The sequence below is a fragment of the Clostridium cuniculi genome, assembly GCF_004353185.1.
Taxonomy (GTDB): domain Bacteria; phylum Bacillota; class Clostridia; order Clostridiales; family Clostridiaceae; genus Clostridium; species Clostridium cuniculi.
On sequence record NZ_SMUS01000031.1, the window covers coordinates 1 to 14,907 of the forward strand.

18 protein-coding genes are annotated in these 14,907 nt (G+C 29.8%); all 18 read right to left on the reverse strand.

Features of this window, described 5'->3' with window-relative positions; all coding sequences use genetic code 11:
• On the reverse strand, window positions 1–1,291 hold a 1,291-nt coding region (locus EJJ37_RS14205), incomplete at its 3' end, for a phage tail spike protein (protein ID WP_193553934.1).
• Window positions 1,292–1,993 carry a distal tail protein Dit gene (locus EJJ37_RS14210; RefSeq protein ID WP_133016237.1) on the reverse strand — a complete coding sequence of 234 codons (702 nt, stop codon included), beginning with the start codon at window positions 1,991–1,993 and terminating at the stop codon, window positions 1,292–1,294.
• The gene (locus EJJ37_RS14215; protein WP_133016238.1) at window positions 1,986–4,646 is read right to left on the reverse strand and encodes a phage tail tape measure protein; all 2,661 of its coding nucleotides are present in this window, start codon (window positions 4,644–4,646) and stop codon (window positions 1,986–1,988) included. The genes EJJ37_RS14210 and EJJ37_RS14215 overlap by 8 nt, the downstream gene beginning before the upstream one ends.
• 227 nt (window positions 4,647–4,873) lie before the next feature.
• Window positions 4,874–5,215: a hypothetical protein gene (locus EJJ37_RS14220; protein ID WP_133016239.1), complete on the reverse strand. Its 342-nt coding sequence runs from the start codon at window positions 5,213–5,215 to the stop codon at window positions 4,874–4,876.
• A gap of 5 nt (window positions 5,216–5,220) precedes the next feature.
• Window positions 5,221–5,847 (reverse strand): major tail protein, encoded by a 627-nt coding sequence (locus tag EJJ37_RS14225; protein ID WP_133016240.1) that lies wholly within the window; start codon window positions 5,845–5,847, stop codon window positions 5,221–5,223.
• The gene (locus tag EJJ37_RS14230; RefSeq protein WP_133016241.1) at window positions 5,848–6,162 is read right to left on the reverse strand and encodes a hypothetical protein; all 315 of its coding nucleotides are present in this window, start codon (window positions 6,160–6,162) and stop codon (window positions 5,848–5,850) included.
• Window positions 6,159–6,530, reverse strand: coding sequence for an HK97 gp10 family phage protein (locus tag EJJ37_RS14235; protein WP_133016242.1), 372 nt, complete (start codon window positions 6,528–6,530; stop codon window positions 6,159–6,161). Before EJJ37_RS14235 ends, EJJ37_RS14230 begins: the two co-directional genes overlap by 4 nt.
• Window positions 6,523–6,834, reverse strand: coding sequence for a hypothetical protein (locus tag EJJ37_RS14240; RefSeq protein WP_133016243.1), 312 nt, complete (start codon window positions 6,832–6,834; stop codon window positions 6,523–6,525). Before EJJ37_RS14240 ends, EJJ37_RS14235 begins: the two co-directional genes overlap by 8 nt.
• Before the next feature lie 6 nt (window positions 6,835–6,840).
• On the reverse strand, window positions 6,841–7,104 hold the full coding sequence (locus EJJ37_RS14245) for a hypothetical protein (RefSeq protein ID WP_133016244.1): 264 nt from the start codon (window positions 7,102–7,104) through the stop codon (window positions 6,841–6,843).
• Window positions 7,105–7,106: 2 nt separating this feature from the next.
• The gene (locus tag EJJ37_RS14250; protein ID WP_133016245.1) at window positions 7,107–8,444 is read right to left on the reverse strand and encodes a phage major capsid protein; all 1,338 of its coding nucleotides are present in this window, start codon (window positions 8,442–8,444) and stop codon (window positions 7,107–7,109) included.
• Window positions 8,445–8,465: 21 nt separating this feature from the next.
• The gene (locus EJJ37_RS14255) at window positions 8,466–9,059 is read right to left on the reverse strand and encodes an HK97 family phage prohead protease (protein ID WP_133016246.1); all 594 of its coding nucleotides are present in this window, start codon (window positions 9,057–9,059) and stop codon (window positions 8,466–8,468) included.
• A complete protein-coding gene (locus tag EJJ37_RS14260; RefSeq protein ID WP_133016247.1) occupies window positions 9,046–10,311 on the reverse strand; it encodes a phage portal protein in 1,266 nt (421 codons plus the stop codon). The genes EJJ37_RS14255 and EJJ37_RS14260 overlap by 14 nt, the downstream gene beginning before the upstream one ends.
• Window positions 10,308–12,053: a terminase large subunit gene (locus EJJ37_RS14265; RefSeq protein WP_133016248.1), complete on the reverse strand. Its 1,746-nt coding sequence runs from the start codon at window positions 12,051–12,053 to the stop codon at window positions 10,308–10,310. Before EJJ37_RS14265 ends, EJJ37_RS14260 begins: the two co-directional genes overlap by 4 nt.
• A complete protein-coding gene (locus EJJ37_RS14270) occupies window positions 12,040–12,354 on the reverse strand; it encodes a zinc-binding protein (protein WP_133016249.1) in 315 nt (104 codons plus the stop codon). Before EJJ37_RS14270 ends, EJJ37_RS14265 begins: the two co-directional genes overlap by 14 nt.
• Window positions 12,355–12,472: 118 nt before the next feature.
• Window positions 12,473–13,180 carry an HNH endonuclease signature motif containing protein gene (locus EJJ37_RS14275; protein WP_133016250.1) on the reverse strand — a complete coding sequence of 236 codons (708 nt, stop codon included), beginning with the start codon at window positions 13,178–13,180 and terminating at the stop codon, window positions 12,473–12,475.
• Window positions 13,180–13,653 carry a hypothetical protein gene (locus EJJ37_RS14280; RefSeq protein WP_133016251.1) on the reverse strand — a complete coding sequence of 158 codons (474 nt, stop codon included), beginning with the start codon at window positions 13,651–13,653 and terminating at the stop codon, window positions 13,180–13,182. Before EJJ37_RS14280 ends, EJJ37_RS14275 begins: the two co-directional genes overlap by 1 nt.
• A gap of 298 nt (window positions 13,654–13,951) precedes the next feature.
• Window positions 13,952–14,515, reverse strand: a complete 564-nt coding sequence (locus EJJ37_RS14285; RefSeq protein ID WP_133016252.1) for a tyrosine-type recombinase/integrase — start codon at window positions 14,513–14,515, stop codon at window positions 13,952–13,954.
• Window positions 14,512–14,670 carry a hypothetical protein gene (locus EJJ37_RS20320; RefSeq protein ID WP_166484779.1) on the reverse strand — a complete coding sequence of 53 codons (159 nt, stop codon included), beginning with the start codon at window positions 14,668–14,670 and terminating at the stop codon, window positions 14,512–14,514. The genes EJJ37_RS14285 and EJJ37_RS20320 overlap by 4 nt, the downstream gene beginning before the upstream one ends.
• Window positions 14,671–14,907 lie beyond the last annotated feature (237 nt).

Below are 14,907 nucleotides of genomic sequence, written 5' to 3' on the forward strand. Positions count from 1 at the left end.
CCCTTCCGTCTGGAGTTCTTTGTCTACTACACATAAAACCTAAAGTACCAAGTGCTACTGCTCCATATGTTTCACTACTTTCGTCTAAATCTTCAAAAAGCATAGCTCTTATATGTTGCTTTTGTGCCACCGACTTTTGGGCTCTTATCATAGCTTTAGTAGAATCAATAAATCCTTGTACCTCTCCAGCTTTCACGCTACCATCATTGTTTAAAATACTATTAACTCTATTAGATATATCAACTTGCTCATTAAAATAATTTGATATTTCATTCCCTAACTCTATAGAATTATATTCCCCTGTTAATTCATCACGTTCAAAGTCAATTACTCTAGCTTTTACATCTATATCTAATTCTTTTATATAACAAGTTACTGTATCACCTTGCTTTACATCAACAAGGACTTTAAAATCTTTATAAGCTGTTGTATTACTTAAATCAATCATATCAATTTTGTAATTAACCGTTGGCTTGTCTATTCCATTCTCATAAAGTAAATTACATTGTCTTATTAACTCTGCTCTTGCTTCTTCAATTGTATTAAAACCTTCTTCATCTTCTACACTTTCTTTAACTTTTATATCTTCAAAGGTTATAACTCTTTCTTTAATATTTGCATATTTATTAATATTCGGACTATCAACCCAAAGGGTAGCACCATCTAACATTAAACCATCATATCCAACTGGTATAATTCTTGTTACTACATCTTCAAAATTAATATCCTCTTCTATAGCATTAAGGTTATAACCAAATTCAACTCTAACTCCATTATCCTCACCTATTTGCTCATTAACATATACATCAAAGTTCTCTGTGTAAAATTCTCCGCCCCATCTATTTAAAAAGCTATTTTCATCATCTCCAACAATAGCCTCAACTATATTTTTTCTAACATAATAAGATGTATTAACTGCTGTTATATTACTATGTCCAGTAAATGGAGTATCTTTTAAAACATAATTCAAAGCCTCTTCCCCTGTCATGTTTGTTGGTCTTACATCTAGTAAAACTTTGTCTATCAAATCATAAAATAAAGGCCTTGCATAAGCTGTTATAGTATCAAATGATTTTACTATATTAAATATTCTGTATAGCACTTTCTTTCCTGTTATATCAGAAGCTAATACATTGTCCGTATTAATATATTTCCATCTTCCTATATCATCTATTTGATGTTCTAAAGTAATCATACTTTCACTATTACTATATACACATGAAATAGGTTGTAATGTTATATCTCCATTATTTTCATAATTAGTATTATTTTTAAGATATATTTCTATCATTTATAAACACCTCCAATTAGGTATTATTTTTATATCAAAACCTTCATTAAAGCTAAATGTATTATCTCCTTCTTTTAGTTCTAAATCTTGATATCTTCCTTTTAAAGCTACGTTATTAATTGTTCCATCTTCTCGATAACACAATCCTAGCTCCGTATTAATAGTAAGATTTTGTCCTATATTTGCCGTTACTTCTTTCCCATTTACATTTAATTTTAAATTCCCTTCACCAGTTATTAAATAAATAGGATTAGTTTCCTCATATTGATTAAATAAAGATTTCCCTAATATAATTTCTTCTAACCCTTCCACTAAATAATCATATGGTTCACAAGTAAAAATTGCTGTAAATTTTCCTGCTTTTCTTATTAATCTTTCAGGAGTATCTATTTTTACCGTATTAACTTTATAATAAAAATCGAAATCATCGCTAAACTTTAATTTATTATCATTAATGCTTAATAGCCATTTCTTTATACTTCTAAAATCTCGGCCCCATTCACTAGGCTTTTTAGAAATAAAATTAAAGGATATAGGTATTTCTATATCCTTATATCCTTTTTCTCTATATAAAGTTTTCCCGCCTGGCACCCTAACTGTTTCATACTCCATTTCTGGTGAAGGCTTTGAAGGTCTTGTTTCTACCATTGCCTTAACATCTAAATTACTTCTATTATTAAAAACAATAAAAAATCTATGCAATTTTAACTCTACCTTTCTTCACTTTATAATTTTTTGCGCTTTTTCCTACACCATTTACAACCAATTTCTTAGTTTCTTTTCCTATTGATTTTCCATCTAATTTAGTCTCATTTGTTAAGTATACATTAATTTGGTTTTCGTTTGATGATCCATTACTACTAAAATCAGGTGCTACTATATTAGGAATTGAAGCGTCTGCCATTCTTTGACCTGCTCTTGCCACTTCGTCCTTCATTTCTGTTATACCATTTACAAACCCTTCCCCAGTATAAACACCAAATTGTTTAAATACTCTTGAAGGTGAATGTATCCCTAATAATTTTTTAGCTCCTTGAATAGCTCCATTTACAACACCTTTAACACTTTCAACAACACTACTAGCCATATTTTTTATTCCGCTTATTAATCCTTGAATTATATTTCTACCAATATCAAATAAATTAATATTTCTAAAGAAATCCATGACATTGTTCCAAATGTTCGATATTGTCTCTTTAACTTCTTTCATTTTTCCTGAAATAGATTCTTTTATATTAGTAAACTTTTCTTTTACATAATTCTTTATATTTTCTAGAGTATTTAAAAACGTTTCTTTTATCTTAGCCCATGTTTCACTAAAGAAATTTTTTATGCTTCCCCAAATTTCAATACATTTAGCTTTTATTTCATCCCAATTTTTATATAATAATACGCCTATCGCTATAAGTGCTGTTATAACTCCAATAACTATTAATACCGGTGCTGAAATTGCACCTATCCCAACACCTAAAGCACCTGCAAGACTTGTTAAAGTAACTATCATGGGCATAATTGCTGCAAATAATCCCATTAATATTCCTAGCACACTTATTATTGCTACTATTGTACCTGCAAGTTCTGGATTTGCTGACATCCATTCTGCAATTTTTGATACTATATTGGCTATGGCTTCAAATAATGGATATAACGCTGTCTCTATATCTGATAATGCTTGTTTAAGTTTAACCATAGGATCTGAATTAACTTTACTCATTGTATCATTAAGGCCATTCATATTTTCTTCTGCTGTTTGTATACCATAATCCATAGATAAAAGAGTATCAATTATTACATCGCCTTGATCTTCCCACATGGTTCCAAACAATTTAACGCCTAGTTGATTTTTAAGAGTTGCGTCTTCAACCTTCGATAACTCCATAGCAACTTGTCTCATTGCTTCTCCGCCTTTTTCACTTCCACTTGCAACATCTTTGCCCCATTGTTCTAACTGTTTCCCTGTTACACCTATTTTCTTAAGTAAATTTGATGTTTCATCGTCTACCCCTTGAGCAAATTCAGCTAAAACAATTCTACCTTCTTTTAATCCATCTAATAAGTTATCAATGTTCCAACTCTTATTGTCTACACCTTTAGCCATTATTTGTTGTATTTCTTCTGCAGAAAATCCCGCACGTTTAAGTTGTGAACCATATTCTGCTATAATATCTAATTGATCTGGTGGAAAACCTATTTTTAATAATGCGTCAACCATTCCTAAAGCATTTTCTTGACTTATATTAAGTCCTGCTGCTATCTCGTTACTTTCCTGAATAAGCTCTTTAAAATCTATATCACTAAATGCTGATGATATGGCTCCAGCATATTTTACTATTGCTTCGTTACTTTCATCACTAGCGTCTTTATTCAAAGCCCACTGTTTCCTTACACCTTCAAGTGCTTCCTCCGCTTCAATTCCATAAGTTTGTACAGAATAAATTGCATTTTTAACACTTTCTTTACTTTCTTCAGGAACATCAAAAACTATATCTACCTTAGTATTAAAACTTGCAAAGTCAAGAGATTTTTCTATAGCGTCCTCAATACCTTGTATTGCTCCTGCACCTGCTCCAATACCAACTATTTTATCCCCTAGATCCATAGCACTATCTTTTGCACTATCCATACTTTCTCTTAAATCATTAGTGCTATTTCTAACTCTATCTATATCATCTGCAGAGTTATCTATATCACTTAACTGTTGTTCTAAGTCTTTTACTTCTTTTTCTGCTTTTTGAATTTCTCTTCTAAAAGCTCTGTAATTACTTTCTCCTAAATCTCCACTTTTAAATTTTTGTTCTACCTCTTCTTGAGTATCTTTTAATTTTCTAAGACTTTGTGTTGACTCTTCCAATTGCTTTTGTAACAACTCTTGTTTTTGTGCTAATAACTCAACATTACCTGGATCAAACTTTAATAATTTTTCTACTTCTTTTAATTCACTTTGTAAATCTATAACCTCTTCTGTTACTTCTTTAATATCTCCACTATTTACCTTAGATAATTTTTCTTTTAAATTACTTATAGATTTTTCTGTATATTCTATTTCTCTTCTAAAGGCTCTATATTGTTTTTCGCCAATTTCTCCACTATTAAATTGTTTTTCAACCTCTTCTTGCGCCGCCTTTAATCTATTAAGTTTTTCAGTTGTATTTTCTAATTGCTTAGTTAATATATCTTGTTTTTGTGCTAATGCTTCAACATTACCTGGATCAAATTTTAATAATCTTTCAACATCTCGTAACTCTCCTTGTAACTCCATAGACTTACTTGTTACATCACTAAGCGCCTTTTCTAATCCTGTAGTTTTACCTTCTAATTCTATAGTAATTCCTTTTATTCTACTTTTCCCTGCCATACTCTTCACCTCCTTACTTTAGAAATTATCGTAATCGCTTTGTGTGGCTCTTCTAGCTTGTTTATTATCTTCATTATTTCTATTATTTATCTCAATCCACTCGTCCATATAATCAAGGCACATTCCTATTGTCATTTCTTCCATTTCATATATAGACAAATCAACTTTTTTACATAAATAAAGGAATAGTTCAGTTGTTAAACTTTCACTATCCCCGCCTGAATTTTCTATTTTTTTTTAGTCTGTATACTTGATAATATTAACTCCTGTAATTCTGGAATAATATCAAACAATGGAAATTCATCAAATCCATCAAGCCATGTTATAGGATCAGGAGTTTTAGGCTCTGCGGTTTTTGCAAGAACCCAAATAACATTATAAAAAACATCAAAGTCCACTCTGTCTATTTTTTTCATGTTTATTTTTTTACTATTTAATCCATCTAAAGCACTTAATTTTATTATGTCTACAAAGAAATCTCTTTTAAATTGTTTCTTATATTTTAATGGAGTTGCTGCAGTAGATTTAAAAGTTACTTTCTTTCCATCAATCACTATCGTTTTTTCCATATTATTTACTCCTTAACCTTACTTTCTTTTGACTCTGCTTCTTTTTGTAAAGAAATCGCCTCTGCCTTTTCATATACTTTTTTATACCAGCTATTATAAATATTATCTGGTGTATTTGTTGTAGTTTTTGTTTTAACTGCTAAATCCGTCATTCTAGGACTTGATACAAAAGATAATTCATTTGTATTTGGCTCCTTTGTATTAGTTTTTGTTGAAGAGCTTATACTTGGTCTACTAGCACTACATTTATACAATACATGTCTTGTTGCTTTTACATCTCCATCAAACTCAAATAAAAGCGCAAAATCTTTCCCTGTTTTATTTGCCTTTTCAGTGATTACCTCATCTGTTTCGTCTTTTTCTTCTCCTAAACACTCTATAGCGAATTGATCTGGGATATTAGCAATATTTAATGTACCATCATAACCTTGATTATTAGCAGCAGTATAATACAACATATCATCTGCATAAAATTCAGTCATTTCACCTCTTGGCTCTAATGTTAACTCAACCATTCCAGGTATTCTCACAGGCGTTCCATAAGTTATACTTTCTTCTGTTTCTTCTTCTATAGGCACATAATGTGCATTTTTTAATCCAAACGTAACTTTATTTTCTTTTTTTCTAGTCATCTATATCATCTCCACTTCATATATTCTTTGAAACACTTTTTCGCTTGCTATCCATTCCTCTGAACATTCGTAAGGTATTTCATTTTCATTTAATAAATCTTCTAATTTTTTCTCTGCTTCTAAATCTTTTGTACTTGTATATAGTTCAATTCTAATATTTTCAATCTTTTTATATACTTCATTATCAGCAAAGAAATTTTCACTTCCAGCAGCTAAATATGTTATAAAAGGTAAACTTGTTTTTTCTTCAAAATGTGAATAAGCCACTGGATACCCAGTAGCTTTTAGAATTGCGTATAAATTCTCTAATGTCATCTTTTAATCACCTTTTTTACTTCACTTACATATTCTTTTATAGCCTCTTCCTCTGCAGGTTTTATATGTGGTATTCCATCAACTTTACCACCATTAACTTTTGCATGGCCATTTTCAAGTAAATGTGTTAATTGATACTTAGTTTTATTATGAATTATTCTTTTCCCCTTTATAGTAGAAACTCTCCAACCTTTAGCATAAGCTCCACCATTCTTTTTTCTTTTGGGACTATTTTTTCTTAAATTACTTACAGTTTTCTTAGCAACTTTATCTCCTGCTATTGAAATTCCCTCTTCAACTTCCTCTTTATAATCTGAAAGTATCTTAGCAAATTCTTTTGATATCCCATTAATATTTACTTTACTCATTCTTTTCACCTACAAATTCACTACAAACTATCTCTATAACTCCATCATCTTTTACGTAAGTTCTTGTAACTACATATTTAGTATCTAAATATACAAGGCTTGTTTCACCTTTATATTCAAATTTTCTTATGTTGAATTTTAATACAGGTTTCATGCCTGCTATTTTAGCATTATAAAACTCACTTAATGATATTGAAGAAAAATCGACTAATACTTTTCTCTTCTTATCTGTTTTTATCCAGCCACCAATTTTATCTTGTTTAAGTTCAGTTTCTATTAAATATATAGGATTTATATATTTCATATCAATTTACCCCCTACAAATTTGCATTGCTATCATTTTGAAGGCAGGGGAAAACTTAGTATCCCCCGACTTATTGTTCAATAAATCATTAACTCCTATTGATATACAAGCGTATACCTCTTCTTTACTTTCTTCCTTTATTTTAAGGCCACCATTTATAAGATATTGCTTAACAGCTCTTATCTTACCTTTTATATTCCTTAAAACATCTTCGTCATATGTGGTAATCCCTAAATCCGATAACACAAAATTTAAAATTTCTTCGTCCATATTTACTCCTTATCTAATTGTAAGTCTTCTTGTAGGTTTTTACTTCTTGATCTAGTTGCACTCTTTTTCTTTAAATAAATTAATCCACCTGCACCTACTAATTTATTAGAGCTATCCTTTCCTATTGCCATTTTTCCATCTACAATCATTAAGCATTTATGGATCCACTTATTTTTATCCTCATCAAAATACTTTTTGTAGTACATAGATAAATTAGAATTTAATAAATATTGTTCTAAGTTCACTAATGCTCCAAATACTTCATCCTCTGCAGCATTATCATATCCCTTGAATTGGTCTGTTGTTAATACCTCTCTACCATTTAATATTTTTCTTCCTTTTTCATCTATTCTTCCTAAACCTATCTTTTGCCCTGTAGTATCTACCATTGAATTTAAATGCATTTCCCAAGTTTGTTTGTTCATCATGTAAACTAAACTGTCATTATCATATGCTTCATCAACTGCAGCTTCAGCCTTTGCCCAACCTTTAACAGTTCCTACTTCTGTTGTATTAAATGTTACAATATTCTTTTCTGGTAAATCTGCAATTTTTGTTAATCCTAAAGGTTGACCACTTCCTGAACCACTTACAACTGCAGTTTCAATAGCTCTAATCATGGCCTTTTTAAGTTGCTTCACCATTGTTTGCTCAAATATTGGTAAAGCTACTGTTGCTGCTAATAATCCAATTGCAACCTTTGCCTCTAACATATGATATCCAAATGTTATTTTCGCTTCCATTTTCCCCTTCTGTTCATCTGATGGTGAACTTTCATCTGATAACCATGTTGCCTCTGGCATTATTTCGCTAATAGGAATAGCAACTCCACCTTGATATTGAGTTTGTGTTATTTTATTAATTATCTTTCCTTCTACAGTTAAATCTTCAATTACTTTATTCATAATTGTAGTCGGAATAACTGCAGCAACATCTCCTACAACTGTTAATTCCGCTGACCTTTGTTCATTTTTAAATTTTTCAGGAATTGGCGTTCCACTAACTATATAATTTTTAAATGCTTGTCTATATTCTAATGAACTATACATATCTTCTTCTCCTTCTACACTCCTTGTTGATGTTTGTCTACCATATGTTGCTAACGGATTGAAAGCTCTTTGTTCTGGACTTTCTCCTTCATCTTTTCTTGCTGCTGGATCTTCTGTTATCCCTGCGTCTCTCTCTGCTATTTGCTCTTCTAAATTTTTAATTTCCATGTCTACTTGTGACATTTCAAGTTCAAGTGCTCTCATTTCTTCCAAAGTTTTTACAGTCTTGCTCTTTTCATATATAACGCCTCTTTTTTCTTTTGCTTTTTGTAATAATTGTTCTAAATTCATAATTTAATTTCTCCTTTTTAATTATTTATTTTTATATTGAAATTCTATTTTTCTTTTTATTAATTCTATTTCTTCATTTTGATTTAAATTATCTTCTAATAATTCAAAACTTCTCGCATATACGGAAGTTGTATCATAAAATGGTGTATCAACTACGCTTACATCATATAACTTCCTTATAGCTGTAACCTCTCTTACAGTTTCTTCATCTCCATATGTCCAATTGTCCCCTTTATCAGAAACTGAAAATGCAAAAGACATCTTATCAATCAACCCTTCCTGGATAGATTTATAGATGTCTCTGTTGCTTTGAGTATCAATTAACTCTGCTACTATTTTTAAACCTCTTTCATCTTTGATTAACTGTAAACTTTTATTTCTAGTTCTGGCCATAATACACCAAGTATCATTATGATTATATCTTAATGGAACATCTTCCATATCTGTATAATCTAAAGCACCTCTTTTTATTACTTCTGTAAACTTTCTACAACCATATGTATGAGTTGCAGGTTGATCATATGTAATTGCATAACCTTCAATTATCATTTTACCCTCTTCATTGTCTACAGCTCTCATTTCAATGTACCTTTGTTCATTTTTAACTTTGCTCATTCTTCCCCTCCTTTCCTTTACTCACAGAATTCATTAATTGATATTGGTCTGCAATTTCTCTATTAATATAATTTAAAGATTGCTTTCTTACGTCTCCACCTTCAAATGGCGGATATCCAAATACAGATAAAACTTGATTATCTGTTAAGGTTCCAATCCTTGTTAATATGTCTACAGCATTTATTTTATTTGTTGTATTCATATACATTAAACCTTGTTGATAAAATATTACTTCATGGCCTATTTCTAATTGCCTATTAGTAAAAAGTGTCTTTGTAAAAGCTCTTCCCAAGCTTATAATCATTGCTTCTAATTTACGTTCATAATAAGATTGATATTGTTCTTCAGTGAAATCACCATTAAATATTGCTCTGGATACCCCATAATTTGATAATATTCTGTTATCAATAAATTCCATTGTATCTTTATCAATGAATTTCGGATCTACCTTTAATGGAATATAATCACTTTTATTGTCAAGCGCTAATATTCCATTTTCTCCACTCTTTAATTTTCCTTCAAATTTCAAACGTTCTTCTTCCTGCTTCTCATCATCAAGCAGTGTATTTATTTTTACAATCCCTCTTATAGCAAAACTAGATTTAACACCTTTTTCTATACCTTGAAGTATTGTATCATTAGCACTTAATAATTTTAATAATCCCTTATTATTTGGATTTCCATTTTCATCTCCACCCATAAAGTCATTTAAACTATAATCTTTTCTCCAATGAATAACGTCATTATAAGGTAGTATATATGGTTCTCCATCAGCAAAATAAAATTTTACAAATAATTTTCCTGTTGTATCTTCTAAAAATTCAACTGATCTTGGATTTAATGGCCACAAACCAGTATAGTATCTTTTATACTTGCCATTTTCTAAAGGAATTTTATTATATGTTGGATATATCCATGCATTTTTATTATATTCATATTGAAATACAATCTTAGAAATAAAATCTGATGTTGTCATTAATGGATTTGGTCCAAATTTCAATAATCTATTTAATTCATCATTTACTACTGTTTGCATTCCTGTTTTAGGATCTATTACTATATGTTTTGGTAACAACTTACTCATATCGTTACATATTATTGATATTGCATTTTGAACTATATCACTTGCATATACATCATTTCCAAATTGACTAAATACAGGAGTATAGCCATTCATCATTTTTGCATATTTCATATTTTGCATTGTCTTTTTTGCACCTTTAAGAAAATTAAATATTCCTATTTTACTCACCTCCCCACTATATCAGCATAATCCTTTTTATATCGGGTTAACGTTTCATAGGCAATTAATATTGTTACTGCTCCCTCTATCCAGTTATCTGGTTTCCCTTGAACCTTAACAGGAGCTCTTTTAGTTCCATCACTCTTCCATTTAGCTGATACATTTTTTAAACACATAATATCAACTGGATTTTGTGCATAATTTAATAAATTATCTTTTAAATCTGCTTCAACTTTATCCATAGCTGCTGATAATTCAAAGGCTTGCCCTATCTTTTCAACATCAAAGCCGTAATCTTCCATGCCACTTTTAAATGCTTTAGCTTGCCATTTATCATATCCAGTAACAAAAGTTTTTATTTTATATCTTTTATAAAGCATAACAAACCATTCAACTACATCTGATTGCTCTACCTCATTGCCTTCACACAAGTGAATATATCCTTCTTTTATCCATTCTCTAAATTTATTCTTTGTCTCTCCCTCTTCCATATCTCGCAATTTAGCCTCTGGAATAAAATATTTTGAAAAAGTTGTCTTTGATTTTGTTTTAGGATCATAAAATAATATTCTCGCATTTGTTAAGTCGTTCGTTTCTGAAAGGTCAGCAGCACCAATTGCAACTCTACCTTTAAAGTCTTCCAGCTTAGCTTTTAATTCATTTTCAATTACTTTTTTGCTTAACCATGCTTGTGCATTATTTTGCTTAACATTAAAATCTTTGGCCAATACAAAAGCCTTAACACTAGAACTATCTCTTGCCTCTTCAATCATTCTTCTTAAAAATGACCATTTCTTTATCTTCCCTATTCCAGGATTACTTTTTTGCCAACTAGCTTCATCTTCCCAAACTTCTTCCTCGCAATCTTGGGTATATAACCAAATAAGCCATCTTTCATTTTGTTTTTCTCCATTTAGAACCTTTCTAGCTTCAATTAACCTTTTATCTAAATACCCATCTTGGGTAAATCCTTCTGTGGTTAATTCAAAATATAACGGCTCATCTTGAGTTGATAAAGCTTGTCTTATAGGCATTACAAGAGTATCATCTTCCATCTCAAAAACTTCATCTACTGCACCAATACCAATATTACGCCCTTCTTTTGCTCCTGATTTTGCTGAAAGTTTTCTTATACTACCTTTATTTTGATAACTAAACTTTCCTTTTTTCTTCTTAGTCTTAGGATTTCCGAAGTAAATTCCTTTAAGATTTTTTCTAGTAACTTTTTCTAAAGTTCTACTTTCTTCTCTCATAGAATTTATAGCGTCAAACATTAACCCTGCCTGTTCATAATCATTAGAAGCACAAAGAATTTTCTTTCCCATCTCTCCACAAAACCATTCTGATAAACAAATCGCTCCAATAAGTGGAGTTTTACCATTTTTTCTGCCAACTAAAAAAAGTATATCCTGATACTTTCGGACATACCTTCCAACTTCTTCATCATATATTTTTATAGCAAATATAGCTTCAACAAATGCTTTTTGAAATATTTCTAATATGAACGGCTTACCTGCATGTGGGGCCTCAAAATGCTTACATTCATTTTCAATAAATTTAATACGCTTTTCAGAATCTTCAAAATCCATTTTTATATTCATTATGTTTTGATAAATAGGATCTGTTAATTCCTTTTTTAATTTTTCAAGTTGTAAATACAACTCTTCTCCAACATTTATTTCCCCATTATCAATTAAATCAATATATTTAAGTATCCAACTTCTTTTTAAGACATCATTATTCGTAGTCACTTAATTCCTCTTCATCATCTTCTAAAGTAGTACCTAATATCTTAGATAATTTGACTATGTAATTAATATAACTTGCTCTTATCTTTTCAATAGTTTTTGATACTGGTAGTTCCTTTTGCATTGCTGGATTTTTAGGATTTATTTTTATACGGCCACTTGCCTTGATTATTTCATGAAGTTCGTCAAGCTCTACTTTAATTCTTGCAGCTTCCCAAATAGCACCATCATTTAAACTTAATAGTGTTTCATCTGCTTTGCTAAATATTTCTTTTATTCTTTCATATTCTTTTTTGACTTTCATCTTTTACACCTCATTTCAAAAACTTTTTCAAAAAAAGTCAAAATTTTAGTGTGTATACAAATTACCTATCTTCCTTCTCGGTCCTTCTTAAGGCCAAAAAATTTTTATATGGGGCGGGTTATCTTCTATATTCAGAAAACCATTTGTCAATATAATTTATCCATTCTTCTTTATGATCACTTCTATAGTCATCACATGACTCTAATCTTTTTATACATGTTTCTTTATCTACATCTAAAAATATTAGATTAGCATTTGTTTCCTTTGCTAGTCTTTCTCTTTCTACTTTTCTAGGATATCCCCCTATAATCCACGCTGTTCTAAAGCCTCCATATCTTCTTTTAATATTTTCTATTATAGAATTTCTTATAGCAAAAACATTATATTTAAGATTATCTGGCTTATCATATTTAGGAAGCAATGTAACCGCTTGATAAAGACTATCCATATCTACAACAATATCTCCCTTCTCCATATGCTCAATTACATATGAAGTCTTTCCACTCATTGGTGGTCCATAGACAATGTATACCGCTTTTTCTTTTCTCTTATGTCCTCCGCCACTAAAACGTCCATGATGTTTATTGTGACATATGTGACATAACACTTCTACATTATCAGGATTAAGGCTTATCATCTTATCTGTATAATTATCTTCCGTAAGTTCTATTATGTGATGTACTTGTATGTGCTTTGATATTACTATTCTCTTATCACATCTCTCACAATGTATACCGTCATGCTTACGTCTATCAAGTAATATTATTTCTCTAAATCTTAACCATTCATCTGATGAATAAAACTTTTTTAATACACCTGTACTCATTACCATTCACCTTGCTCTGCTTGTTTTTTTCTTAATTCTAATAGAGCTCTATCAATTTCAACTTTTGATGGATTCTCTTTCCACTTTCCTTTTTCCTTATTAATCAACCAAAATTTTATAGCTTGAATATCTGCTGGAACTTCCTTTTCAGTTTCTACTACCACTATATTTTCTTTCATGCATTTATTTCCATTATCATCATAATAATTTTCTTTAACTTTACAAGGAACTGTTTCTTTAATAACATATCCAGTAGCCTTTTTATATAATGCATTTTCAACCTTAAAACTAGCTCTATTTTTACCCCTTTTTAGACTGTTTACAATGTCCAAATTCTGCTTTTTATAGTTTTCAAGACTTGACCTACTTATCCCTAAATTATAAGCAATTTGACTTTCTGATAATCCCATAGACGCCCAAGTTTCAATGTCTTCAAGCCTTTTTAAAACATCATTAAGTTTACTTTTTGCCATGTAAAAACACCTCCTAACATTTTGGACAATTGACTTTTTAAAACCTAAATTTTTAAAGGTATTTCCCAAATTATTTTTTAATTATAACTTCTATTTTTTTCTCTTACTTATCACATTCCTCTCTAAGCATTGATATTACTTACTTTAAAGCATATTTTATAAATTTGTTTAGTTTTACTTATCTAGTAATTCTGTAAAACTTTCATAAAAAAATTATTACTAATATATGCTTTAAATTTTTATACTTTATTTTTACATCATCAAAATAAGTAAAACATAATAGTAAAAAATAAAAAAATCATCGTTTATTACTATTAAACGATAATCCCTTAACTAAACTATCTTTACTGTCTTGAGTAACTCCTATATATCTTTTGGTTACTGAAATATCACTATGATTTAATAAATCTTTTATAGCAACAGCATCTTTACTTTCTTGATATAACCAATATCCAAAAGTTTTTCTTAATGTATGACAACCTATATTTTCTTTATACTCAAAATAATTTGCTGCATTATTTAAAATTTGCCAAACTCTTTGTCTTGTTATCGGCTTATTTTTTCCTTGTCTACTTTTAAATAAATACTCATAATCATTCATTTCTTTGGTATATTCTTTATATATTTTTTTAAGTTCATCATTTATTGCTATTCTAGACTCTTTATTTGTTTTTCCTTCTCTAAAATAGATATAACTTTTATTCTTTACATCTCTAACCTTGAAAGATAACATGTCAGTTACTCTTCTTCCTAGATATATTCCAGTCATAAATAATACATAATCTCTTTTATTTTTAGATTTTAAATAATCTGCTATATCTAGTATCATTGAAAAATCCCTTATAGGCTCAACAGTATTCATTGCTTCACCTGCCTAATTGCTCCAGAACATCTTCTGTAAGAACTATGACTCATAAGTTTTTTTAAATCTCTCATAGTAAGTTTTTCTTCTTTTTCATAGTGTAACTTACCATATATTCCGGGCTGATTTTCCTTTAATATATCTTTTATCCTCATATGTTCACCCCTTTTAGATAAAATAAAAGCACAAGCTCTAACGCCTGTGCTTAATATTTTTAAATTTATACAGTTTTCTCACTATATCATAATATTAACAATTAGTTTTTTAGTTGTCTATGTTATTTTCCCGATTTTTTCCTTGTTTTTTCCTTTTTTTAAAAATTTTAATCTCTCCATAACTTTTTAAACTCTTTTAATCCAATAAAAGTTGGTTCAATTCCTCTTTCTTTACAT

What these genes read in the sequence shown, in the direction of transcription:
- EJJ37_RS14255 (WP_133016246.1), bottom strand. Translation starts at nt 9,059, where the DNA reads ATGAGCAAAGTTAAAAATGAACAAAGGTACATTGAAATGAGAGCTGTA.
- EJJ37_RS14250 (WP_133016245.1), bottom strand. Translation starts at nt 8,444, where the DNA reads ATGAATTTAGAACAATTATTACAAAAAGCAAAAGAAAAAAGAGGCGTT.
- EJJ37_RS14285 (WP_133016252.1), bottom strand. Translation starts at nt 14,515, where the DNA reads ATGAATACTGTTGAGCCTATAAGGGATTTTTCAATGATACTAGATATA.
- EJJ37_RS20320 (WP_166484779.1), bottom strand. Translation starts at nt 14,670, where the DNA reads ATGAGGATAAAAGATATATTAAAGGAAAATCAGCCCGGAATATATGGT.
- EJJ37_RS14240 (WP_133016243.1), bottom strand. Translation starts at nt 6,834, where the DNA reads ATGAAATATATAAATCCTATATATTTAATAGAAACTGAACTTAAACAA.
- EJJ37_RS14245 (WP_133016244.1), bottom strand. Translation starts at nt 7,104, where the DNA reads ATGGACGAAGAAATTTTAAATTTTGTGTTATCGGATTTAGGGATTACC.
- EJJ37_RS14230 (WP_133016241.1), bottom strand. Translation starts at nt 6,162, where the DNA reads ATGACATTAGAGAATTTATACGCAATTCTAAAAGCTACTGGGTATCCA.
- EJJ37_RS14270 (WP_133016249.1), bottom strand. Translation starts at nt 12,354, where the DNA reads ATGAAAGTCAAAAAAGAATATGAAAGAATAAAAGAAATATTTAGCAAA.
- EJJ37_RS14275 (WP_133016250.1), bottom strand. Translation starts at nt 13,180, where the DNA reads ATGAGTACAGGTGTATTAAAAAAGTTTTATTCATCAGATGAATGGTTA.
- EJJ37_RS14235 (WP_133016242.1), bottom strand. Translation starts at nt 6,530, where the DNA reads ATGAGTAAAGTAAATATTAATGGGATATCAAAAGAATTTGCTAAGATA.
- EJJ37_RS14280 (WP_133016251.1), bottom strand. Translation starts at nt 13,653, where the DNA reads ATGGCAAAAAGTAAACTTAATGATGTTTTAAAAAGGCTTGAAGACATT.
- EJJ37_RS14225 (WP_133016240.1), bottom strand. Translation starts at nt 5,847, where the DNA reads ATGACTAGAAAAAAAGAAAATAAAGTTACGTTTGGATTAAAAAATGCA.
- EJJ37_RS14215 (WP_133016238.1), bottom strand. Translation starts at nt 4,646, where the DNA reads ATGGCAGGGAAAAGTAGAATAAAAGGAATTACTATAGAATTAGAAGGT.
- EJJ37_RS14220 (WP_133016239.1), bottom strand. Translation starts at nt 5,215, where the DNA reads ATGGAAAAAACGATAGTGATTGATGGAAAGAAAGTAACTTTTAAATCT.